This window comes from Heliobacterium chlorum (assembly GCF_014502795.1).
Classification (GTDB): Bacteria; Bacillota; Desulfitobacteriia; order Heliobacteriales; family Heliobacteriaceae; genus Heliobacterium; species Heliobacterium chlorum.
Map to the genome: position 1 here is coordinate 1 of NZ_JACVHF010000007.1, position 22294 is coordinate 22294.

General features: G+C 51.6%; 22 protein-coding genes, 2 tRNA genes and 1 rRNA gene. 7 read left to right on the plus strand and 18 right to left on the minus strand.

Annotation, left to right across the window (positions count from 1 at the left end):
* The 3 genes from H1S01_RS08620 to H1S01_RS08630 all read right to left on the minus strand — a co-directional run.
* Positions 1–342: ribosomal RNA gene (locus tag H1S01_RS08620) — 16S ribosomal RNA — on the minus strand; the annotation flags it as partial.
* A 327-nt stretch (positions 343–669) separates the two neighbouring features.
* Positions 670–746: transfer RNA gene (locus H1S01_RS08625), tRNA-Arg, on the minus strand.
* A gap of 4 nt (positions 747–750) precedes the next feature.
* Positions 751–825 (minus strand) — tRNA-Gly (locus H1S01_RS08630).
* 205 nt (positions 826–1030) lie between these two features.
* Between H1S01_RS08630 and H1S01_RS08635 the strand changes: the two genes are divergently transcribed.
* The 5 genes from H1S01_RS08635 to H1S01_RS08655 are packed head-to-tail and all read left to right on the plus strand — an operon-like array spanning position 1031 to position 5717.
* Positions 1031–1543, plus strand: coding sequence for a NapC/NirT family cytochrome c (locus tag H1S01_RS08635; protein ID WP_188039709.1), 513 nt, complete (start codon positions 1031–1033; stop codon positions 1541–1543).
* Complete coding sequence (locus H1S01_RS08640; RefSeq protein ID WP_188039711.1) at positions 1543–2913, plus strand: ammonia-forming cytochrome c nitrite reductase subunit c552; 1371 nt, start codon at positions 1543–1545, stop codon at positions 2911–2913. The genes H1S01_RS08635 and H1S01_RS08640 overlap by 1 nt, the downstream gene beginning before the upstream one ends.
* Before the next feature lie 14 nt (positions 2914–2927).
* Positions 2928–3659 carry a heterodisulfide reductase-related iron-sulfur binding cluster gene (locus tag H1S01_RS08645; RefSeq protein WP_188039713.1) on the plus strand — a complete coding sequence of 244 codons (732 nt, stop codon included), beginning with the start codon at positions 2928–2930 and terminating at the stop codon, positions 3657–3659.
* Positions 3660–5069 (plus strand): LutB/LldF family L-lactate oxidation iron-sulfur protein, encoded by a 1410-nt coding sequence (locus tag H1S01_RS08650; RefSeq protein ID WP_188039715.1) that lies wholly within the window; start codon positions 3660–3662, stop codon positions 5067–5069.
* 3 nt (positions 5070–5072) lie between these two features.
* Entirely contained in the window at positions 5073–5717 is a 645-nt protein-coding gene (locus H1S01_RS08655; protein WP_188039718.1) for a LutC/YkgG family protein, read from the plus strand.
* 160 nt (positions 5718–5877) lie between these two features.
* Here H1S01_RS08655 and H1S01_RS08660 read toward each other — a convergent pair whose 3' ends face one another.
* Entirely contained in the window at positions 5878–7029 is a 1152-nt protein-coding gene (locus tag H1S01_RS08660) for an aldo/keto reductase (RefSeq protein WP_188039720.1), read from the minus strand.
* Between the two features lie 127 nt (positions 7030–7156).
* Here H1S01_RS08660 and H1S01_RS08665 point away from each other — a divergent pair, with 127 nt between their 5' ends.
* The gene (locus tag H1S01_RS08665) at positions 7157–7915 is read left to right on the plus strand and encodes a YwaF family protein (RefSeq protein ID WP_188039722.1); all 759 of its coding nucleotides are present in this window, start codon (positions 7157–7159) and stop codon (positions 7913–7915) included.
* 53 nt (positions 7916–7968) lie between these two features.
* Here the strand turns inward: H1S01_RS08665 and H1S01_RS08670 are convergent, their stop codons facing one another.
* From H1S01_RS08670 to H1S01_RS08730, 13 genes are all read right to left on the minus strand, one after another.
* Complete coding sequence (locus H1S01_RS08670; protein ID WP_188039724.1) at positions 7969–8913, minus strand: nitronate monooxygenase; 945 nt, start codon at positions 8911–8913, stop codon at positions 7969–7971.
* Between the two features lie 184 nt (positions 8914–9097).
* Entirely contained in the window at positions 9098–10645 is a 1548-nt protein-coding gene (locus H1S01_RS08675; protein WP_188039726.1) for a DHA2 family efflux MFS transporter permease subunit, read from the minus strand.
* A 5-nt stretch (positions 10646–10650) separates the two neighbouring features.
* Positions 10651–11298 carry an HlyD family efflux transporter periplasmic adaptor subunit gene (locus tag H1S01_RS08680; protein ID WP_188039729.1) on the minus strand — a complete coding sequence of 216 codons (648 nt, stop codon included), beginning with the start codon at positions 11296–11298 and terminating at the stop codon, positions 10651–10653.
* Positions 11299–11303: 5 nt separating this feature from the next.
* Positions 11304–11957, minus strand: coding sequence for an HlyD family secretion protein (locus H1S01_RS21415; protein ID WP_188039731.1), 654 nt, complete (start codon positions 11955–11957; stop codon positions 11304–11306).
* The gene (locus tag H1S01_RS08690; protein ID WP_188039732.1) at positions 11954–13222 is read right to left on the minus strand and encodes an efflux RND transporter periplasmic adaptor subunit; all 1269 of its coding nucleotides are present in this window, start codon (positions 13220–13222) and stop codon (positions 11954–11956) included. The genes H1S01_RS21415 and H1S01_RS08690 overlap by 4 nt, the downstream gene beginning before the upstream one ends.
* Positions 13215–13820 carry a TetR/AcrR family transcriptional regulator gene (locus H1S01_RS08695; protein WP_188039733.1) on the minus strand — a complete coding sequence of 202 codons (606 nt, stop codon included), beginning with the start codon at positions 13818–13820 and terminating at the stop codon, positions 13215–13217. Before H1S01_RS08695 ends, H1S01_RS08690 begins: the two co-directional genes overlap by 8 nt.
* 99 nt (positions 13821–13919) lie before the next feature.
* Positions 13920–15065 carry a DUF362 domain-containing protein gene (locus H1S01_RS08700; RefSeq protein ID WP_188039734.1) on the minus strand — a complete coding sequence of 382 codons (1146 nt, stop codon included), beginning with the start codon at positions 15063–15065 and terminating at the stop codon, positions 13920–13922.
* A gap of 140 nt (positions 15066–15205) precedes the next feature.
* On the minus strand, positions 15206–15865 hold the full coding sequence (locus tag H1S01_RS08705) for a TMEM165/GDT1 family protein (protein WP_188039735.1): 660 nt from the start codon (positions 15863–15865) through the stop codon (positions 15206–15208).
* A gap of 178 nt (positions 15866–16043) precedes the next feature.
* The gene (gene trmB, locus H1S01_RS08710; protein ID WP_188039736.1) at positions 16044–16787 is read right to left on the minus strand and encodes a tRNA (guanosine(46)-N7)-methyltransferase TrmB; all 744 of its coding nucleotides are present in this window, start codon (positions 16785–16787) and stop codon (positions 16044–16046) included.
* 30 nt (positions 16788–16817) lie between these two features.
* Entirely contained in the window at positions 16818–17720 is a 903-nt protein-coding gene (locus H1S01_RS08715) for an RluA family pseudouridine synthase (protein ID WP_188039737.1), read from the minus strand.
* Between the two features lie 250 nt (positions 17721–17970).
* Entirely contained in the window at positions 17971–18150 is a 180-nt protein-coding gene (locus tag H1S01_RS08720) for a YjfB family protein (protein WP_207732259.1), read from the minus strand.
* A gap of 103 nt (positions 18151–18253) precedes the next feature.
* A complete protein-coding gene (gene glgP / locus H1S01_RS08725; protein ID WP_188039739.1) occupies positions 18254–19924 on the minus strand; it encodes an alpha-glucan family phosphorylase in 1671 nt (556 codons plus the stop codon).
* Positions 19925–20101: 177 nt separating this feature from the next.
* On the minus strand, positions 20102–20275 hold the full coding sequence (locus H1S01_RS08730; RefSeq protein ID WP_188039740.1) for a hypothetical protein: 174 nt from the start codon (positions 20273–20275) through the stop codon (positions 20102–20104).
* Positions 20276–20392: 117 nt separating this feature from the next.
* Here H1S01_RS08730 and H1S01_RS08735 point away from each other — a divergent pair, with 117 nt between their 5' ends.
* On the plus strand, positions 20393–21619 hold the full coding sequence (locus H1S01_RS08735) for an HD-GYP domain-containing protein (RefSeq protein ID WP_188039741.1): 1227 nt from the start codon (positions 20393–20395) through the stop codon (positions 21617–21619).
* A 123-nt stretch (positions 21620–21742) separates the two neighbouring features.
* On the opposite strand, the gene speD is transcribed toward H1S01_RS08735, so the two are convergent.
* On the minus strand, positions 21743–22114 hold the full coding sequence (gene speD, locus H1S01_RS08740) for an adenosylmethionine decarboxylase (RefSeq protein ID WP_188039742.1): 372 nt from the start codon (positions 22112–22114) through the stop codon (positions 21743–21745).
* Positions 22115–22294 lie beyond the last annotated feature (180 nt).

Genomic DNA, 22294 nt, shown 5'->3' on the forward strand with positions numbered 1-22294 from the left:
GAGTCTGGGCCGTGTCTCAGTCCCAGTGTGGCCGTTCACCCTCTCAGGCCGGCTACCGATCGTCGCCTTGGTGAGCTATTACCTCACCAACTAGCTAATCGGACGCGGACCCATCCAAGAGCGGATTGCTCCTTTGGTTGTCCGGGGATGTCCCCAAACAACGTTATGCGGTATTAGCAGCCCTTTCGGGCTGTTATCCCCCACTCTCAGGCAGGTTATCCACGCGTTACTCACCCGTCCGCCACTAAGCACTTCCACCGAAGTATCCGTGCTCCGTTCGACTTGCATGTGTTAGGCATGCCGCCAGCGTTCGTCCTGAGCCAGGATCAAACTCTCCACAAAATATTGTAGATAAGCTTGAGTCAAGCTCTGATTGATAAAGTTTCTTGTCGAGTTAATGTCTCTTATAACAGAAGTCATCCACTCGTAAGAAGTTGTCCATCCGTCCCGCTTGCGCGGGCCGAATTGACTTTGGTTTCGCACGCTTTTGCTTTAACAACTGTTTGATTTTCAAGGACCAGATGTCTTTGTCTGTCGGCACCTGCCGGCGACAGTTATAGATACTATCACATCAATCCCGGCAAGGCAACAGGTAATTTTTAGAACTTACTCAATTCGAAGATAATTGTTTATAACTATCATCCGATGAGGAAGTATCTAATGAAATAGTGGCGCGCCCGAAGGGATTCGAACCCCTGACCTCTTGATTCGTAGTCAATTACTCTATCCAGCTGAGCTACGGGCGCACTCTGGAGCGGAAAACGAGATTCGAACTCGCGACCCTCGCCTTGGCAAGGCGATGCTCTACCGCTGAGCTATTTCCGCGCACCTGCGACATTTACATATAATAACGACTTCAATCCAAGTTGTCAACACAAATTTAAGATTAATCCCACTTAAACTTCTAATTGCATGTCCGTTCTTATCCGTACCTGCTCTGTTACCCAAGAACTATCGTAATTTTAATGGACCACCCATGAGCCAGAATAGCCCTACAAAAAGCTACAAAGACTGAACAGAGGGTGAAGAAATGTCCGGGAAACGAAAATGGAAATGGAATTGGCCTTGGCATTGGTGGCAATATGGGATTTTATCGGTGATCGTGCTTATCGGCATTGGCTTTACCATCGGACGACAACCATTGAAAGGGTTGGCTTATGCCTTGGACAAGCCCGAGCTTTGCATCCTCTGTCATGTCATGAGACCCCATTATGAATCTTGGTACCACTCGGCCCATCGCAACATGGTCTGTAATGAATGTCATACCCCGCACAATTTCGTCGGCAAATACTTTACCAAAGCCCGCGCCGGGATCGTCGATACCTGGGTATACTTCATCGGTCCCATGCCGGCTCAGTTTCGGGCAAAACCCCACACCGTGGAAATCCTGCAAGATAACTGCATTCGTTGTCACACCGAGGTGATCAGCCGCATCGGCGATACCCGGCATAATGGCGGCACATACTGTTTTTCCTGTCACCGCGACGTCCCCCATGGCATTCAAACGGGCATAGGTCCCGATCCTAGGGAGTTGAGACAATAATGAGACGCTTTACAGGTATTACGCTGGGAACTTTTCGAAAAAACTTCAAACCAATCATCCTGCTGGTATGGCTGATCATCCCGCTCATTTTCATCGCCTCTTCGCCGGGTTGCTCGCCGAAACAACGGCAGGAGCCATCGCAAGGTGTAGAAATCGGCGAGTTTGAAGCAGATCCGGCCGTCTGGGGCAAGAAATACCCCGATCACTACGATACTTATCTGCAAAATAACATGACTGCCCGAACGGAGTACGGCGGTTCTGACAAGTATTCTAAACTAGAACGGGAGCCCCTCTTAAAAACCTTGTTTTCCGGCTACGGCTTTTCCAAAGAGTATACAGAGGATCGCGGCCATACCTACTCCTTAGAAGACATTCGCATGATCGATCCGGCCCGCAAGAGCGCCGGTACCTGTATCACCTGTAAAACCGCCAATTTCAAAGAGCTTTACAACAAATATGGTGAATCCTACTATACACAGCCGATCACTCATTTGCTCGATGAGGCCAAACATCCTATCGCCTGCATCGATTGCCATGATCCGAAAACCAACGCCCTCGTCATTACCCGCCCTGCCCTCAAAGAAGCTTTCGCCCGTCAAGGGAAGGACATCACCAAAGCGACCCGAAACGAGATGCGCTCCCTGGTGTGTGCCCAATGCCACGTAGAGTACTATTTTCAGACGGGGACAAAGAAACTGACTTTCCCTTGGGACAAAGGTTTCCGAGCTGACGATATCCTTCAGTACTATCAGGAACTCGGCTTCACCGATTGGGAACATGCTGATGCAAAGACACCGATGCTCAAAGCCCAACATCCCGATTATGAACTAAATCAAAACAGCACCCATCAACGCAACGGTGTATCTTGCTCTGACTGCCATATGCCCTATGTCCGCATTGGTACCTCAAAGATCTCTTCCCACTGGATGACGAGCCCCCTGCGCTACATTTCCGAAGCTTGCGGGACCTGCCACAGACAGTCGGAAGATTACCTGAAAGAACGTATCCTTTACACGCAACGGCGCGTCTATGATCAGTTGATCAAAGGCGAGCAAGTAGTAGCCGGCGCCATCGAAGCCATTTCCTCAGCCAGCAAACTACCGACGGTGAACGCAGCCAAACTGACAGAAGCGCGCAGCCTGCACCGCCAAGCCCAGTGGTATCTTGACTTCATCTCGGCCGAAAACTCAATGGGCTTTCACAACCCCCAGGAAGCACTCCGCCTCTTATCGGAAAGTCAGCGATTGGCCGGTGAATCGCGCATACGTGCTCTTGAGGCACTGTCTGGCGCCTCCCTTCCGCCGCTTCCCAGCCCCGGACCGGCTCCCGGGCTCACCAGCACTCAAGAAGATAAGTCACCAAAGCAATAAAGGAATGGTCGTTTGTGAAGGTCTCTTTGATGATCACCTGCCTCTGCGACAGTTTTTTTCCGGAGGTCGGCGAGTCGATCGTTCGGGTATTGCGGCGCGCCGGTGCGGAAGTCTCCTTTTCTCCCGACCAAGTCTGCTGCGGTCAACCCGCCTTCAATGCCGGATACCACGACGAAGCTCGCCGTGTCGCCCGGACCTTTTTGAAAGCCTTTCGGGAAGCCGAATATGTGGTCAGTCCCTCCGGCTCCTGCGCTGAGATGGTTCGAGAAAACTTCCTGCGACTCTTTGATCGCTACCCTTCTGAATTGGAACAGGCCAAAGCACTGAGTAAGAAAACCTACGAATTTACGGAATTCCTCGTCAAAGTGGCTGGGGTCCGCTCTGTAGGGGGCCGCTTTGATCAGAAGATCACCTACCATCCTTCCTGCCACATGACTCGTCTTATGGGCGTCAAAGATGAGCCGATTCAACTCCTACAAAGCATCGAGGGCTTAACACTGCTGGAATTACCTCGCGCTTATGACTGTTGCGGCTTCGGTGGAACCTTCTCCGTCAAAATGCCGGACATATCGGAGGCGATCGTTACGGAAAAGGCGGAAAATGTCTTACAAAGCGGTGCTGATATGTTAGTCGGTGCCGATATGGGATGCTTGATAAACATCAAAGGCCGTTTGGAAAAAATGGGCCATGCCATGCCGGTCATGCATGTAGCCCAAGTCTTTGACCAGGCCCAAGGAGGTCTGTAGATGGCTGCCGGCAACCGGGATTTACAGGGTCGGATCCAGTCGGCCTTCCGCCACCCCTTCCTGCGAAAGGCTGTCAAGTCGGCCACCAATACCTTGCGCGATCGCAAAAACGTGGTTACCCATGATCTAGGGCACTGGGAAGATTGGCGAAATCTTGGCATGCAGATTCGCAACCATGTCATCGAAAACCTGGACACCTATCTGCAGCAGTTTGCCAAGAATATGCTTCAGCAGGGCGCTCAAGTTCACTGGGCGGTGACCGCCGAAGATGCATTGCGCATCTTTCAAGGTATCGTAGACAAGCACAAAGCCAAACTCGTCTTGAAGTCCAAGTCGATGGTCTCGGAAGAGCTGCATGTGAATCATGTCCTTGAAGATCGGGGCATTCACGCGGTGGAAAGCGATCTCGGCGAGTATATCATCCAGCTTGCCGGCGAGACGCCTTCGCATATCATCGTCCCAGCGATTCACAAAACCCGTCAAGAAGTGGCCGACCTCTTTGAAAAGGACTCCGGTCAAAAGCAGCAACCGGACACGGCGTCGCTGACCCGGTACGCCCGGCAAAAGCTTCGCCAGATGTTTTTAGATGCTCCTATCGGCGTATCGGGATGCAATTTTGCGGTGGCCGATCCGGGAGCCGTTGCGCTCTTCACCAACGAAGGCAATGGCCGCCTGGTCACTAGTGTTCCACCTGTTCACGTGGTGTTCATGGGGCTAGAGCGCATCGTTCCCACCTTTCGGGAGCTCGACGTGATGGCCAAACTGCTGCCACGGTCCGCCACAGGGCAGAAAATTACTTCCTACATGTCGGTCATCCGAGGACCGAAAGGGCCCGGTGAACAAGACGGCGCTCAGGAGATGCATATCATCATCGTCGACAACGGGCGCACCCGCATTTTAGCGAATCCAAAATATCAAGAGGTGCTCCGCTGCATCCGTTGTGGTTCCTGCCTCAACGTCTGCCCTGTCTACCGGCAAGTGGGTGGCCACACCTATGGCTGGGTTTACAGCGGCCCTATCGGCGCCGTACTGACGCCGCTGCTGCAAAATGACTTGATAAACTGGGGTGAGACAGCCTATTTGACCACCCTCTGCGGCGCCTGCACGGAAGCTTGTCCTACAAAAATTCCCCTGCATGAAATGCTGATCCAATTGCGGCTCGAACGTACCGTTTCAGGGGCCACCAGTTCCTTGGAACGAACCGCCTTTCGCCTCTGGTCTGAGACCTGGGGAAATCCGACGCTGTATAAACTGTCCATGAAAGGCGGCTATATCGGTCAAAAACCTTTTATGAAAGAAGGCCATTTGGAAGGCGGCCCAACACCCTTATCGGCCTGGACCAACTCGCGCTACTTCCCGCCGATCGCTAAAGAGACCTTCCGGGATCGTTGGCGGAAAGGGGAGATTTAAGCCTTGTCTCAACAGCAAATTCTAGGTAGCATCGCGAAGGCCTTAGGCCGCCCTACGCCCTCAACCGTGACGGAATCATTGAAATATACCCTCCCGCCGCGGGCCATCGATCATTTAGACGAAGCAGGCACCTTGGAAGCTTTTCGACAAGCTTTCGTCGGAATTAACGGCCGGTTCTTTCGGGTGGAAAACTGGAATGAGGCGGTCGAGCAGATTCGCAAAATTTTTATGGAACTGAATATACGTCCTGAAGAAGCGGCAGCCTGGGACGTGCCGGAATTAGCACCGCTATGGGAGACGTTTCCTGAAATCTACCGAGGTGGGGATATCGGTATTACAGCGGGCAAGAAGATCGGGATCACCTGGACCCACGGAGCCATCGCTGAAACAGGCACACTCGCTTTGCTGGCCGGCCCCCAGTCTCATCGAGGAACCAGCGTGCTTCCACCGGTTCATTTATCCCTTTTCTCGCGGCGGGAACTGGTCAAAAGCTTAGGGGAAGCCTTTGACCGGCTCGGCTCAAAGGACTTCCGGGCACTCAACTTCATCACGGGGCCGAGTCGAACCTCCGATATTGAGATGGATTTGACGATCGGCGTTCACGGTCCGGCTGTTGTACTGGTCATCTACGTAGAGAATTTAGGTTAAACAAAAGCAGAAATGGGCTGAAACCAAAAGCAACGATTTGGTTCAGCCCATTTTCATGATCCTCGCGATATCAGGTTTGTCCGCATGTAGCTCCTAATGTAGCTCCTAATGTGGCTCTTCATCGAGCTTTTCAATGAAGCTCGCTCGCGATTAAGCCAGCTCAGGCAAAAGTGCGGTCTACTTCTTTCAACACACTCCGAATCGGGATGTTTTGCGGGCACAGTGTTTCGCACTGGCCGCAGTCAGTACAATTGGAGGCCCGCAGGTGTTTCGGCATAAAGGTATGATAGGCCATCTTAGCACCAGCCACATCATCGTAGATGGACGCATTGTTTAGCTGGGAGAAGTTGCGGGGAATGTGCACACCGGCAGGGCAGGGCATGCAGTAATTGCAGTTGGTGCAGTTGACCTTAATTTTCGATTCATACATCTTTTTTACAGCAGTGAAGAGCTCAAGCTCTTGCTCAGTCAACGAATTCGGATAGCCCTTTTCGGCTGCCTTGAGGTTATCGATCACGTGCTGCATTTCCGTCATGCCGCTAAGAACGACATTAACTTGGGGATGGTTCCAAAGAAACTGGAAGGCCCATTCGACAGGACTGCGTTTAGTTTCGGCCTGGTCCCAGATCTGTTGAATGTCCGCTGGGATCCGGTTAACCAATTTTCCACCGCGCAGCGGTTCCATGACAACGACACCGAGGCCTTTTTCGGCAGCATACATCAAGCCCTTCCGACCGGCTTGGTAATGGATATCCATGAAATTATATTGAATTTGACAGAACGACCAGTTGTAAGCATCGACGATTTCCTTGAAAAGCGGATACTCGTCATGGAAAGAGAAGCCCGCATGGCGAATTCTACCGTCGGCCAAGGCTGAATCCAAGAACTCGAGAACGCCTAATTGCTTCAAGTTCGGCCATAGGGCCTGGTTCAAACTGTGAATAAGATAAAAGTCGATATGGTCTGTTTGCAGCCGGGTAAGTTGCTCATTAAGGTAACGATCCATATCTTCCCTCGTTTTAATGAGCCAACTGGGCAGCTTCGTAGCCAAATGAACTTTTTCCCTGTAGCCATTTTTGAGGGCTTTTCCGAGGAAGATCTCACTCATTCCTGCCTGAAAGGGGATTTCCGAATGGTAGGGATAGGCTGTATCTACATAATTGACCCCATGATCTATGGCGTAGTGGAGAATTTCCGCAGCCTTCTCTTCATCAATTTGGTGCGACTTCCCATTCAGTACAGGCAGTCGCATACAACCAAAGCCAAGGATGGAGACGTTCACTCCCGTATTTCCCAAAGCTCGATACAACATCAGCGTTCCTCCTTCAATTGATCCCATATTACTATGGAAAAACCTACATTTGAGTGGCATAATTTAAAAGGATTCATACATATTATCCGGTTTTTAATCGAAAACTCGGAAGCCTGGAGGACTTACGATGAACTCAGTGCTTACATTCCAAATTCCCGATAGCCCCTTTGTCCTGTTTTCCCCATCTCACCTTACGGCGTTGATGCTGCTTTTGCTGACGAGTGCAGCCTTATACATCCTTCGCAAAAATCTCGACGAAAAAAGCAAACAGACGATTCGTTACGCCTTGGCCTTCATTTTATTCTTTCAAGAACTGTTCATTCAAGGGTGGAACATGGCCAACGGGACCTGGTCTGCCGATTCCAGCCTGCCCCTGCACCTGTGCAATGTGACGGCTCTTTTGTGCGGGATCATGCTGCTCAATCGCAGCTATTCCCTCTACGAGGTGGCCTTTTTTTGGGGAATGGTCGCCGCTGTGCAAGCCCTGTTGACGCCTGACTTAGGGATGTTCGCCTTCCCCCACGTTATTTTTTACCGATTTTTCATCACTCACGGCGCGATTGTTCTCGCCTGCCTGTACATGACCTTCGTAGAAGGATACCGCCCCCAGTTGATATCCATCGGAAAAACGGTCCTTTTCTCTAACGTTTACATGGCCGCCATTGCCGTCGTCAACCATTTTACCGGCGGCAACTACATGTACATTTGTGCCAAACCCTCCGGCGCCTCCCTGATGGACTATATGGGACCCTGGCCTTGGTACATCCTCTCACTGGAGGCTGTCGGGCTCCTCTTAATGCTACTCTCCTACGTCCCCTTCGTCATCGCTGATCTTTTAGATCGGCGAAAAAAGTGGTCACAGCCCATTCGGTCGATCAAGCTATAACTCAAAGCTAAGGGAAAAGGAGCCCCGCTGTTCGGGGCTCCTTTTTATGTCGGTTACGAATGGAGCAACTGGGATGCCCCGGTAAGCGTTTTGCTTACCTCCGCCATCAATCCTTCGACGATCTCTTTGACGGGTTTAACCTCTTGCAACGGGTGAAGGCTCTGCCCCACCTGAACCAAACCGTTTTCAATATCTCCTTCGATGGCGGCCAAGCGGTTCGTACCAATGGCGATTTTATCCAGTTCTTCCTGAGGAACGCCTTTGCGCTCGAGTTCCAGATACTTTTCGGTCATGGCGTTCTTCAGGCCTCGGACGCCATGGCCTCGAGAATATCCTGTAACGATCGAATCGGTATCAACAGCCTGGATGATCCGCGCTTTCGCGTTAGGATGAAGGGAACATTCCTCAGCCAAGAGGAATCGGGAACCCATCTGTACACCGGAGGCGCCCATCAGCAGTGCTGCAGCAATCCCGCGGCCATCAGCGATGCCGCCGGCAGCGATGACGGGGATTTTCATTTCCGGGATCACGTTGGTCAACAGCGCCATGGTCGTCAGTGTACCGATATGACCGCCGGCTTCCATGCCTTCAATCACCAACGCATCAGCCCCGGCCGCTTCCACTCGTTTCGCCAGCTTCACACTGGGAACGACAGGGATCGCTTTAATGCCTGCCTCCTTTAATTTGGCAAAAAAGGGCACCGGGTTACCCGCTCCCAAAGTCACAAACGCGACCTTTTCTTCACAGACTACATCGACGATCTCATCCTTGTTCGGTGCCATCAGCATGATATTTACACCAAAAGGCTTGGCCGTCAATGACTTGGCCTTACGGATCTCTTCCCGAACCCACTCGGTCGGGCGCCCTCCCGTGGCGATGATACCGGCCCCTCCGGCATTGGAAACGGCCGAAGTTAAGTTAGCTTCCGACACCCAGGCCATACCGCCTTGGATGATCGGATACTGAATTCCCAGAAGTTCTGTCAGTTTAGTTTTCACAGACCTTTCCCCTTTCTTCCGTCATGCTCCATTATTTTGTCCGTTTACCAAAGTAGTTGTGTATGTCCTAACTTATATTAACAAAAGTAACGATGTAACTAAAGAGATCAGCCGATTCCGGTTAGTAAAAAAAGGCGCTGGTTCGCTCTTTGCGAAACCCAGCGCCTTCTTATCTTGATTTAATTTACTCGGTAATCGCCGGCGGGCCGCCTTTGCTGCCGGTTTTCTTCAGCAAAAATGCCAGCGGGAGCACGAGAACGACCGAGAGGGAAAAAGCCATAAACACATCTGCCGTAGCCCATGTATTAGTGTGCAATTGAAGTTGGTTATACATCAAGGTCAACATGGTCGGCTGGGCTGCTGACGTGTCCCCTGTGGCCGCGAGAATACCCGTCGCCGACTGCTGCATGACTTGCCAACTCGGCGAAAAGAGGTCGAGTCCTTCGACCATGCGGTGTAGGTGAAAGACCTGCCGGTTTTCTAAAAGCGATGTAGTCATGGCAATGCCGAAGGACCCAGCTACCGCCCGGACCAAGTTGTTTAAGGTCGATGCAGCTCCTGACTTCATCAGGGGCACGGCGCCGATGGCGGCCGTATTTACCGGCATAAAGGTCAAGCCGAGCCCCATCCCCCGAAGAATCAACCATACGTTAAAAACGGATTGGGGTGTATCGACGGTGATCATATGCATCAAATACGTCGAGATCCCGATCAAGGGAATCCCCACCAACGCCATGGGACGGGCTCCAAGTTTATCGTAGAGCTTCCCGGCAATGGGCATCATCAAGCCCATCGCTACGGCCTGGGGCATAAGAATCACCCCCGTCTGCATCGCCGAATATCCCCGGATGTTTTGCAGGTAGATGGGCCAGAGCAAAATTCCGCCCATGAGAAGAATGGTCAAACAACTGGAGATGACCACGCCGTATGTAAACTGGGCCACTTTGAACAGACGTAGATCCAGCATGGGCTGCGGGTGATTGAGTTCCACCACAATCAACAGCGCCAGCAAAGCCGTGGCCGTTACAAACAGCATAACAATGGAATAACTCGTCCATCCCCAGTCCTGCCCTTTATCTAAGGCGAGCAAATAGAGAAAAGCGCTGCTCGAAGATAGTAAGAGCTCCCAAAAATCAAAGTGGGAAGACGGGTTTTTCTCCGTTTCCGGAAGAAGGGTCTGGCACAGGACAAATCCCAACACTCCCAGGGGGACGTTGATCATGAACAACCAGCGCCAGCTATAGTCTTCCACGATGAAACCGCCGAGAGTGGGACCAATGGAAGGAGCCACCGCGATGGATAATCCGAAGAGTCCCATCGCCATGCCCATTTTTTCTTTGGGGATGAAGCGGAACATCAGCGCCATACTGGCCGGTTGAATCAGTCCGCCGCCCAATGCTTGAATCACCCGAAAGACGATCAAGCTTTCATTGTTCCAAGCGAGACCGCAAAGCAGGGAGCCGAGCGTAAAGGAGGCTAGGCAATAGGCATAGAGCGTTCGGTAGCCAAAGTTATCGCCCAGGTAGGACATGATCGGGATGACTGCACCCGATACCAGCATGTATGCCGTCAAAATCCACTGAATTTCTTTTGTATCCACGCTAAACAAGACCATCAGTTTGGGCAGCGCCACATTCAGAATGGATGTATCCAGGACCGCCATGAAGGTGCCGATGACCACAACCATCGTAACCACCAGCACACCGGGGTGTCCGTTTTCACGAGAAGCCATGGCCATCACTCCTTCACCTTAATTTTTACAGCGGCGCTCGTACCCGGAATCAAGGGGGCATCGGGCACTTGAATCTTCACGGTCACTAATTGGTCTTCTTTCGGTTGTTGACGGGCTGGCGTCAATGAGATCATCGGCCAAGTGATCATCTCTGTATTTCGCTTAAGGTCGGAAATCATCCCGGAATAGGTTTTTCCACCAGCTCCATCCAATTGAACTTCAACGGTCTGACCTACTTTAATTCGGTTCGATTCCTCTTCCTTAAACCGCGCTTCCACATAGGCCGCCTTCAAGTCAGCTACAGCGGCCAGTGGTTGCCCAGCCGTCATGGCTTCACCATCCCGCGCGTCGAGCCGAAGGATTTGACCACTTATCGGGGCAGCGACAGGTACTCGGTTTATGGGCTGGCTCGGCGCTGGACTTCCTTCCATAATGGCCACAACTTCGTCCTTAGCCAATGTATCCTTTTCCTGAACCTTTAGATCCGTGATTCGTCCGCCGATGGGCGCCCGGATCACCGTCAAGTCGACTCCGACTTTCGCGTCGTCTGTCTGCACATAAAAGGTATGTTGATAGCCGTAATAGGCCGAAATCAGTCCCACCGCCACGAGATAACTGCCGATGATGAGGATAATGAGCTTTTTAGCCTGCACCTCTATCATCCCCCCGTGGAAATCTTGGCGATGACGTTCATCCCGGGAAGTATACGCAGCCCCTTATCGTCAAGAATTTTTATTTTGACGGGGATCCGTTGAGTCACTTTGATGTAGTTCCCTGAAACGTTGCTGCTCGGTAGAAGCGAAAAGACACTATCGGCCGCAAAACCTACCTCTTCCACGACCCCTTTGAGTTCCTGACCGGGAAAGGCATCGACGGTAAGGGTGACCGGCTCTCCCACCGCTAACCGGTTTATTTTCGTCTCTTCAATCCGGGCGGAGACGTATAAATTTTGGAAATCAGCCAGCAAAAAGAGGCGTTGACCCGGCGAGACCAACTCGCCGTCGTTGACCGACTTTTTCATCACCAGACCCGTTCCGGGAGCCCGGACTAAGGCGGAGTCGCGGTTTTGAAGCGTAGTGTTTTTCTCTTCCAGCCGGACCATCGTCTCGCCAGCCTGGACCATATCGCCCTCTTTGGCCCGAATTTCCGTGATCCGACCGGCGATCTCCGGCCCTACTTTCAGCATATCCGCGTCCACCCGAGCATCATCGGTCGTCACATAACGGATGGAATCAACATAGCTGTAACCGGCATATCCGATGGCAGATAGAACTAGAGCGGCACCGACGACGGTGGCAATTTTTTTCTTCACTTCGCCGCTCCCCTTTCTGCGATCACCTGGATCTTGTCGCCGTCTTTCAATTCGTTTTGTCCCACGGTAATAATCTTGTCACCAGCGTTGAGTCCGCCAAGGATTTCAATGTTACTGCCGTCGGACCGGCCAAGTGTCACGGAACGGCTGCTTACGGTAGACCCATCGGTGACCATGATGACGCGATCACTGCCCCGCTTTACAAGAGCGTCTTTAGGGACAACGATCCGTTGACTCGTCCCCGCTTCGGGAAGGGTCACTTCAGCATACATACCTGATTTCCACAGACCCGATTGAGGCAGGCTCAATTTGACGGGATACTCTTTGCTGGCGCTGTTGGCGATAGGGCTGATCGCGACCACTTTGGCCTCAACAATTTCTGACGAAACTTGCTCGATGCGCACCTTCATCGTTTGGCCCACTTGGATCTGCTTAATATATTCTTCGGGAACACTCGCTTCAACGACGGGATCGCTGCTGACGATCGTCAGCAGAACGTTCGGTGCCGGCGCTGTAGAAGCCATTTCGCCTTCATGGACTGGTTTGGAAGCGATTCTTCCGCTGACAGGCGCCGGGATCACTGTCGCTTCTAAGTTCAACCGGGCCATATCGACGAGGGCACTCATCTGTTGCACCGTCGCCCGCAAGTTTTCCAGTGTTTCGGCAGTGGCGCCTTCGTTCATCAGGCTCTGCTGCTGGATGAGTTGATCATAAGTGCTTTGGGCTTGCGTATAGGCCAATTGGGCTGACTCAAGTTGCGTTTTCGGAGTTGCGCCAGCATCAAACAGGGACTGGGACCGCTCTAAGGTTTTCTTGGCATTATCTAAGGCTGCCGCAGCCGCTTCGATCCGTTCTTGCAACTGCTGCCGGTCTTGAGCGCGCGCACCCTTTTCCGTGTCCGCCAAGCGGGCTTGGGCGCCTTTTAAGTTGGCTTCCGCTTGGGCCAGGGAAGCCCGAAAATCACGGTCATCAAGATAGATCAGCGGTTGGCCCGCTTGGACTTCCTGTCCCACATCACAGGCAACCTTGACGATTCGAGCGTTGAGTTTACTCATGATGGCCGATTCGGTATCCCCCATGACACGACCAGCTACCACACGGGCTTTATTGAGTCCTTGGTCGCCCACGGTCTCTACGACCACTTTATGTACATCCGAGGAAGGGGCCGTGCCACCGCTACAGCCGGTTAACGCTATCGTGGTGGTGAGGATACATCCCACCGTAATAGCCTTGATGCGATTTCGATTGAATTGTTGCTCAGGCATGAATGTCCTCCTGTCTCCAGCCATTTAAAATTAATCTTATACTTTGGTGAATGAACTCATCGTTAATTTCGGGCAGATGTTGCATGTGCAGCCGCTCTTTGTGCAAAAAGGCATTGAAAAAGTGACCGAAAAACATTTGTACAGCAATCCCCGTGTGAATCGGCGCCAGTTGCCCCGCAGCGATTTTCCCGTCCAAATAAGATTTCATCAGTTCTGAGTTCCGTCGACTCACGTCCGAAAAAAGACTCCCAATCTCCGTGTTATGTAAGCTTTCAGCGGCGAGAATGGAAAACAGGTTTATCCGTTCCCGTAATACACTGACAAATCTCACTGCCACCTGGAACAGCCCTTCTTCAATAGGAAGATCTTCGATTTCATCAACGAGCTTTTCGAGAACGGCTGCAAAGGTGCGTTCTTGCAGGGCTTCGCGAAACAGTTCTTCTTTGTTCTCGAAATAATGATAAATCGAACCGACGGTGACACCGCATTTTTCGGCGATCCGTTTGATCGTTGCGCCATCATATCCCCGCTGGCAGGCGATCTCCATAGCTGCCGCTTTAAACATATCCCGTCGATCTGTGTTCGGACGGTCTGACAAAACTTTTTACCCCTTCCTAAATGAACGTTCATTCAACAGACTTCATTTTTCCACGAATAAAAGGGCCTGTCAATAATAAAAAATCCACTGATTATTCAATCAGTGGAAAGAATCGAAGAGAAATCGCCCAATTCCGGACCGGCGTACCTCAACAGCCCGTTCTGGGCACATCTCCTGGCAACAAAGGCAGCCGATGCACTTTTCCTTATCCAGTTGAGGAATACCTTCCATTGTTAACGCGTCTGCGGGACAACTCTGTAAACAGATGCGGCAACGAACACACTTCTGTGGAAGAAAGGCGGGCAGCGGCCGCAAGGACCGGGAGATGGGCCGGGCCAGAAAAGCCGGCAGGTAGTTTTCGACGAAATTCACCCGGCGATGAACGGCAGGTCGAAAGGGGACCGGTCTGATTTCCTTTCCGTCGTCTACCAGTCGAAAGGGGCCGACTAACCCACGGGCCTGAGCGACGCGGTCCATCTCGATATCGTCGATCCGTATGAGCGATAGCACATAGTTGTCTAAGGTGAAGGGACAGCGAGAGGCTAATAGATAACCAAAGGCTTTCGGTTCCCCCGCCGTTGGCCCGTCTCCTTCCATGCCGATGATCCCATCCATGATCGTCAGCACCGGCCGAAGAGCGAGATTGAGTTCCACCAGCAATTGTCCAAAAGGTTTTCGCTCCTGCACCCGAAAATGGTATTCGGCCTTTCGCATCCCCGGAATCGCACCGTAGAGGTTTTTAACGGCCCCGGTATAGCCTGTTTGGGCATGGGTCTTCACCTTCGGCAAGTTGATGATCGCGTCGGCTTCGTGGATCACCTTTAGCAGCGCTACTTTCCGGATCGGGCTCTGCTCGGTCAGCGCGACTTCCACTTCCGTCGTATCATGGCAAAGCTCAATGCCCAGCCGCTCAGCCACGGCAGTCATGCCTGTCTTTTTATAGACCATCCGTAGTCCCGCCGCATTAGCCGAGGGGCCGCCAGGGCTGTCGACGACAAAAGGGACGGCCCCCATGTTCATAACCGCCTTGGCGACAGACTCGACCAGTGCCGGGTGGGTCGTAACGGCCGCCGCCGGATCTTTTCCCATGACGAGATTCGGCTTTAGGGCCACCCGCATGCCGGGGCGAATGCAGCTTTCCAAGCCACCTACCCGTTCCAAAATTCGACTTACAGCCGCGTCCACTTTTTCTTGACGGTAGTCATCACAAGCGGTTATGGCCACTTCTTTGATCTTTTCTGCCAATTCCGTCACCTCATATCCATCTACTAGTATCATACCAGATGGTTTGATTTAGACGGGCATAGAGTTTTCTTGCCGGTTGAATAGCACTGTGCCGGGTGGACGGAGTGTGGTCACTTCGTAAAGCCTTGCTCTATCCAGCGTTACTCCGAGGGGGATTTCGTTTTTGTCTCACGAGTCAGGAAATAGAGGGCAGCGGCCGTAATCACGGAGACGCCTGCCAGTAAACCATACAACATCGTCTGGTCATGGACGGACGCGATGATACCGGCATAGCCAAAGAGGATGAATATCCCTGCCGAGATGTATTTGACGATCCGCTCCGGGATTTTTTTCCCCAAGACGACACCAACAAAGATGCCAATGATATTGGAAATCATCATCCCTGTCGTCGTCCCCATCCACACGGGAATCAGGTTATGATACTTGGCAGCCAGAGCGATGCTGGCTAACTGGGTCTTGTCGCCCATCTCGGCCATAAAAAAGGCGATGGTCACGGTCATAAAGGGACCGAAGTACTGTTTCTTATCTTCCCCTTCCAACTCATCGCCCCGGACGGTCCAAAGACCGAAAAAGATGAACGATATGGCCGCCACCAGTTGTATCGTCTCCATGGGAATAAAGGCGGTGAGATAATCGCCCAGCGCGACCGCCAACAAGTGATTGAGCAACGTCGCCACCAGCACCCCGGCTAGAACAGTCATCGCCTTATAGCGGGTGGCGAAAGCCATCCCCAGCAGTTGGGTCTTATCGCCCATCTCCGCCAAGACGACTAGGATCGCCGACGACCAAAAAGCTTCCATTACAATTCCTCCTTTGCCGTATTTCGTGCCAATTCAAAGGGATTTTCCGGTACATCGGCAGGAAGAAAAATAAAAAGACCTTGGACACGCCAAAAAAACGTGTCCAAGGTCTCGTTTAGCTAGATCTCCAGCCGGTAAAGCCAGGCGCAATGCCAGTTTGTTGACCTTACCCGAAAAACTACTCCCCTTGAGCAAGTATATCGTACTGATTTTCGGAAGGCTTGTCAACCTGTTCTCGGGGAAGTACAGCAATACATCGATGGATGGGCTGGCCTTTCTGGGAAAAACGATGTTCATACTCGGTCATCACCCGGGCAGATAGATCGTAGGAAGACCAGTTCGGGTCCTTATGCAGATCAAAAGTGACCGCTTCGAGGGAAAAACCGTTCGCTTTAAATTCCTCTAGAGAAAAGTCAAAGAGATCCCGGTTATCGGTTTTAAAGTGAATCTTGCCGCCTGGTTTCAAGTACTGGCGATAGCGGTCTAAAAATCTACGATGGGTCAAGCGCCGCTTGGCGTGGCGATCTTTCGGCCAGGGATCGGAGAAATTAAGATAGATCGCATCCACTTCTCCATGGGCGAAGATATCTGTCGTCGTTTCGATATCGATCCAGAGAAAGGCCAAGTTAGGCGCCTGCCACTTTTCCGCCCTTTCGATCGCAGTCAGCAGAACTTCTTCCCGCAGTTCCGCTCCAATCCAAAAATGCTGTGGCTGTTCCTGGGCCATCTGATTGATGAACCGGCCGCGGCCCACACCGAGCTCAAGATGGATTTCTTTTCGCTCCGCCGGGGTTGGGGTGATTTCCAGCCGACTGGCGATATACTCCTGCCAGCACCCTTGCCACTGCTGGGCTTCTTCTGCTAACCAAGGCGCATATTGGCGGATTCTCTCTCTCGTGCCTGGAATTCGTCGTAAACGCATGTGAAACCTCGTTTTCTCATTGTCTCTGTGTTACTTCTTCGCTTCGAGTAATCGCCGCATATCCTCAGGCAATTCTGCCGTCACCTTGACGTCCTCGCCGGTGCGCGGCTGCTGAAAGCTGACCCAGGCCGAATGCAGGGCTTGCCGTTCGATAAGCGAAGAATGACCGCCATACATACGATCGCCGACGAGCGGGATACCTAAATGGCTGAAATGGACCCGGATCTGATGGGTCCGCCCTGTCTCCAACTGCACTTCTACTAGGCAAAAGCGATTCGGCAGTATTTGCCGGACCCGGTAGTGGGTAACCGCCTCTTCCCCATCGTCGCAAACCATCCGCCGCATGGGATGGTTTGGATCCCGGCCGATGGGAGCCCGGATGATCCCTACCGCTTCTTCCGGCTCATCGACTAAGATGGCCTGGTATCCACGCTGCAGCGTATCCTTTCTCAGTTGCCGATCCATGGCCTGATGAGCAAAGGCGCTCTTTGCAAATACAACAACCCCGGTCGTATCCTTGTCTAACCGATGTAAAGGTCGAACTCGGGCTTTTAGTCCCTGCTGTTCGAAATAATGGGCAACGCCATGGGCCAGCGTAGGCCGGAAACGAGCCTTCTGTTCTGGTGGATGGACCTCGATACCGGGTGGTTTGTCTAATACGAGCACATCATCATCCTCGTAAAGGATGACAAGATCCATCTCCACAGGAGCTAAGTTGCTCTCTTCCTCCTGATGGACACAGACCCGCAACAGATCTCCCGTCTTGACCCGCCGATCGAGGTGAGCTTTTTTTTCGTTCAAGGTAAATCCGTTGGATCGAGTGAGCACCTGCACGCGCCGCCGGGAAAAACCCAAAGTATGTTTTATGATGCTCTCAATCCGCCGCCCGTCCTCTTCCTCTGTCACTCGATGGGTTAGCCATTCCTTCGACACATCTTCGACCCTTTCCTATGTGCTACCTTCGGTCCCTGGTTAGTATCCTCCGACTATATCGCGCATTATTTTATCATAAAGTCAAATGGCGTAACAAAAAAAATGGTGTAGAAAAAGCCCAGGCCAAATCGTCGCCTGGGCTCGCGTTACTTATCGGGAAGAATCGCCGACAAAAGTAACTGCGGAAAAAAGTAAAGCTCTTCCCTATGACGGAAAGAGCTTAATCATACCTGCTGCCAGACCAGTTAGACTAGACTTGAATATCCACCTTTTGCCCGAGATGGGGATTTACAGACTGCTCCATCATCTGGATCATAGCTCCACCCTGAACCTCAGAAGAGTTCATCGCCTTTTTTAAGACCAATAAGTTGATCATATCCCCGTTTGATGCTGCGTTTACCAACCCGGTCGGAACTTGGGAAACATTCATATCTACCCACCTCCATCCTTGTTGTCCCCTTCAGTGTAACACCCGCTCTACGCGAATGACATAGGATGAAAGTCCGATAAATGGTCTATGTTTTGTGATACTCTTATACTGTCTGGGCGACAGCCTGGCGCTTGTTATTGGTGACCGGCGTGTACATCAAATCATAATACTCGCGGCACATGCGATGGGACGAGAACTGCCAACGAGACATGTCGATGCTAAGCATCATCATCTCCACCCAGTGCTTACGGTTGTTATAATACATCGGAACCACTTCCTGGAGCAGCACTTGGTAGAGGGAGTTCATATCCCATTCATCCTGCTCCACGGGAGAGAGGTTTTCTCCGGGATGGAAATCGAGAAGCCAGCCATTGATCCCATCTTGGACGCCTTCGCCGACCCAGCCGTCTTCGATGCTCAGATTGAGAACGCCGTTCATGGCCGCTTTCATGCCTGACGTACCGGACGCCTCTTGAGGGCGGCGAGGGTTGTTCAACCAGATGTCACAGCCCCGAACGAGCAGTTTAGCGATGTCCATGTTGTAATTATCAATAAAGACAACGCTGTTGGGATACTTTTTCTGGAAGCTGACGAGGCGGGCGATGATCTCTTTGCCCATCGTATCAGCCGGGTGGGCCTTTGCCGAGAAGACGATCTGGATTTTACCCGTCGCCAGGTACGGGTCGATCACATCGGGATTGCGGAAGATCAAGTCGCCCCGCTTATAAGAGGCGGCCCGGCGGGCAAAACCGATGAGCAAGGCATCCTCACGGAGATTCCCCAAGCCTTTATCACGAATATGTTCGATCAGCCGGCGCTTGTTATCCATGTGGATGGAGAATAGATCGCCTCTTTTTTCAAAAGCTTCCTTGATCCGCGGATCTTGCCACGTCCCCGGGTGAACGCCGTTGGTAATGGAGAAGATCAGCGGGATGGCCTCTAAATGCCCCCACATGCGATGAACGGTCCGACCGTGCAGTTTGGAAACGCCATTGGCCATGTAGGATAGACGCAGACCGGCCACGGTCATGCTGAAGGGATCTCCCCCGAGGGCTCGCATTTGATCGTAGTTCATCCCGTCATAGGCACCCATTTGCTGCAAGATATCGTGATCATGAACCTCGTTCCCGGCGGCAACCGGTGTATGGGTGGTAAAGACGATTTCCTCACGAGTGTCATGCCAAGCTCGCTCAAAGGAAAATCCCCGTTCCATCTTTTCTCGAATTAATTCTAATCCCGCAAATACGGCATGACCTTCGTTGAAGTGATACACATCTACCTTGAAGCCCAAGGCGCGCAAAGCCCGCACACCGCCGATCCCGAGAATGATCTCTGCGGCAATTCGTTCTGTCCTGCCTCCGCCGTACAGGCGCTGTGTCATCCAGGCATAAGGGCTGCCGGGATAACCAGCATCTAGAAGATATAACGGTACGTTTCCGTAAGTGTCACAAAGCCAGACTTTACAAGTCACATCTTGTTCTTGAATCCGTACCTGTACAGTAACTCCCGTGTCTTTTAGATCACTAAAATCGTAATCATCATAGATGTCATAGGCTTGACCGTTCTCGTCGATGTGCTGCTGAGTATATCCTTGACGCCATAGGATACCGATGGCCACCATCGGACGCCCCAATTCCCGGGCGGCCTTGATGAAGTCACCGGCTAATATGCCTAAACCGCCAGAGTAAATCGGTAAGGTGGCTTCCAACCCGTATTCCATACAAAAATACGCTACATGAGGTAATTCAATACCTGTGGGACGGTATTCGCTCATACAACATCCACCTCTTCTTGAGGAATTCCTTGATCTGATCTTATCATAACTTAACTGGTCTCCGGTGGCTACATATTTCTGGATGGTATTTTCAATCTCTTAATATTCCTGAATGAAAAAGAAAATGTCGACAATAAGCATGTCGACAGCAAGTTGATGATGAGATTTTGAGATGCCTTAGGCCACTTCTTCGACAGGACGAACTCCGGTATGGTCGCAGTAGGGGCAAGTTTCAGTCCGGTTCATCTCGGTCAATATATCTTCGCCCAGCACAACATGGGGGTGGGCGGCTCTCACTTTATTCCGCACAGTACCGCATTCGGTGCATTCTACAGTCACGCGTGTAATCACTTTATCACCTCCTTTCACAAAACCAGTGGCAAAAAGGACAAGTCACAGGCTTAAATATATGGTAAGATGCTAATAACATGTATTGATTTTGGATTTGGACCGTTCTGGAGGGAATGCATGCAAAACATCATCTCCGTGGATCTTGCTCGGCTGTTGGCTGCCTTATCGATGGCTCTAGATTTTACCGCCCATGGGCTCAGTCAGCATCATCGCCGGGTCGCTTATATCTCAGTCATCATGGGAAAAGCGCTGGGCCTGGATAGTCAAACATTGCGCACCCTTTTCTGTGCGGCCAGCATTCATGATATCGGTGCCATCACTTTTGCGGAAAAGTCGCACTTGGTACGCTTTGAAATTCAATCGCCTCAGCTCCATTGTGAAAAAGGCTATGACATGCTGCGTCAAGCGCCGCACTTCCGTGATATCGCTACCATTATACGCCATCATCATGATAAGTGGAGCGAGAGAAACCCGCAAGACTTTCCTGGCGATGAGTCACTGCTTCTTTTAGGCGATCTGATTCATCTGGCTGATCGCATCGAAGTGATGATGACGCAAAACTACCTTTTAGCGCAGCGCCAATCGGTGCTAAAACGAATCGATGAACTCTTTGGTTCCATCTTTCGACCGGAACTGCAAGAGATTCTTCACGAGGTGGCTCTGAAAGAGAGCTTTTGGCTGGATATGGAGAGCGATTTTATTCAGGACCAAACCTTAAAAGCGATCGGCTCAGTCGACCATATGATGGAATTGCCCTACGCCGATTTGAAAGGATTAGCCTCCATCTTCGCCCGCATCATCGACAGTAAAAGCCGTTTTACCTTGCGTCACTCCCGGTTGGTTTCCGCATCGGCTACCCATTTGAGTCGATTGGCAGGATTTTGCTGCGCTCAACAAGCTCGGATGGAAGTCGCCGGTTTGCTTCATGACCTGGGAAAGCTGAGCATCCCCGAAGATATCCTGGAAAAGCCGGGCGCTTTGACCAACGAAGAGTACTTAATCGTCAAAAAACATACCTATTATACATACCGCATTTTAGATCATATTCCTGGATTTTCAGAAATCGCCGAATGGGGCGCCTATCATCATGAACGAATCGACGGACGTGGTTATCCTTTCCACATTCCCGGAGATCAATTGAGCCTCGGCAGCCGCATTGTGGCGGTGGTAGATATTTTTTCTGCTCTCGTCGAAGATCGCCCCTACCGGGCAGGACTGGCACAGGAAAAAGTCGAATCGATTTTACAAAAGATGGCCCATGACCATGCGATTGACGGAGAATTGGTCCATTTGCTCCTTCGTCACTATGACGAGTTTGAGGAGATCAAAAACGGGCTTCCCTGAGCAAGCCACCCCTTGCCGGCAGTCATAAGACTGCCGGACAACGTGCCCGCTTAGTCAATACAAAGGGACATGCGAAAAGCCTGGTCTAATACCAGGCTTTTCTAATCGCGACCATCGCCATCATTACTTAATGATTTCGATGGGTCCTTCACCACGCTTGAGCATTTTCACCGATGTCTCACGCGGTTTTAACACTTTAACCATGTGTTCAATCGCTACCTGTGGATCTACTGTATCGCCACAAGTGTAGCAGTCCAGGGCGGCAAACCCTTTTTCCGGATAGGTGTGGATCGAGATGTGGCTTTCGGACAACAGGACCAGCACAGTCGCACCTTGCGGATCAAACTGTTTTTTTTGGGACGAGAGCACGGTGGCACCGGCGATTTCCGCTGCCTTAATCATTTCTTGTTCCAGGAACGCGGCGTCGTTCAGTTTTTCAAAATCAACGCCCCAAGTGTCAATCGCTACATGTCGCCCGAAAGTGGAGTAATCCATCATTTCGGCCCCCTTCCCAGCAAATTTGATGCCGGGACCTACGTGATCCATCCGGGGGTGGGTCTGACCCGCCCTAACAGGACGTCGGTCTGTCACTGCAATCCAAACCCGATTTGGATGAACCCTGGTTCCCACAATGAGTATATTTTTAGCACACTTGAATACAAAGATCAATGGTTT

Bases quoted from the DNA above. Each gene is read 5' to 3' on its own strand.
- H1S01_RS08635 (WP_188039709.1), top strand. From the start codon at position 1,031: ATGTCCGGGAAACGAAAATGGAAATGGAATTGGCCTTGGCATTGGTGG.
- H1S01_RS08640 (WP_188039711.1), top strand. From the start codon at position 1,543: ATGAGACGCTTTACAGGTATTACGCTGGGAACTTTTCGAAAAAACTTC.
- H1S01_RS08650 (WP_188039715.1), top strand. From the start codon at position 3,660: ATGGCTGCCGGCAACCGGGATTTACAGGGTCGGATCCAGTCGGCCTTC.
- H1S01_RS08660 (WP_188039720.1), bottom strand. From the start codon at position 7,029: ATGTTGTATCGAGCTTTGGGAAATACGGGAGTGAACGTCTCCATCCTT.
- H1S01_RS08665 (WP_188039722.1), top strand. From the start codon at position 7,157: ATGAACTCAGTGCTTACATTCCAAATTCCCGATAGCCCCTTTGTCCTG.
- H1S01_RS08675 (WP_188039726.1), bottom strand. From the start codon at position 10,645: ATGGCTTCTCGTGAAAACGGACACCCCGGTGTGCTGGTGGTTACGATG.
- H1S01_RS08690 (WP_188039732.1), bottom strand. From the start codon at position 13,222: ATGCCTGAGCAACAATTCAATCGAAATCGCATCAAGGCTATTACGGTG.
- H1S01_RS08705 (WP_188039735.1), bottom strand. From the start codon at position 15,865: ATGGAAGCTTTTTGGTCGTCGGCGATCCTAGTCGTCTTGGCGGAGATG.
- trmB (WP_188039736.1), bottom strand. From the start codon at position 16,787: ATGCGTTTACGACGAATTCCAGGCACGAGAGAGAGAATCCGCCAATAT.
- H1S01_RS08720 (WP_207732259.1), bottom strand. From the start codon at position 18,150: ATGAATGTTTCCCAAGTTCCGACCGGGTTGGTAAACGCAGCATCAAAC.
- glgP (WP_188039739.1), bottom strand. From the start codon at position 19,924: ATGAGCGAATACCGTCCCACAGGTATTGAATTACCTCATGTAGCGTAT.
- H1S01_RS08735 (WP_188039741.1), top strand. From the start codon at position 20,393: ATGCAAAACATCATCTCCGTGGATCTTGCTCGGCTGTTGGCTGCCTTA.
- speD (WP_188039742.1), bottom strand. From the start codon at position 22,114: ATGGATTACTCCACTTTCGGGCGACATGTAGCGATTGACACTTGGGGC.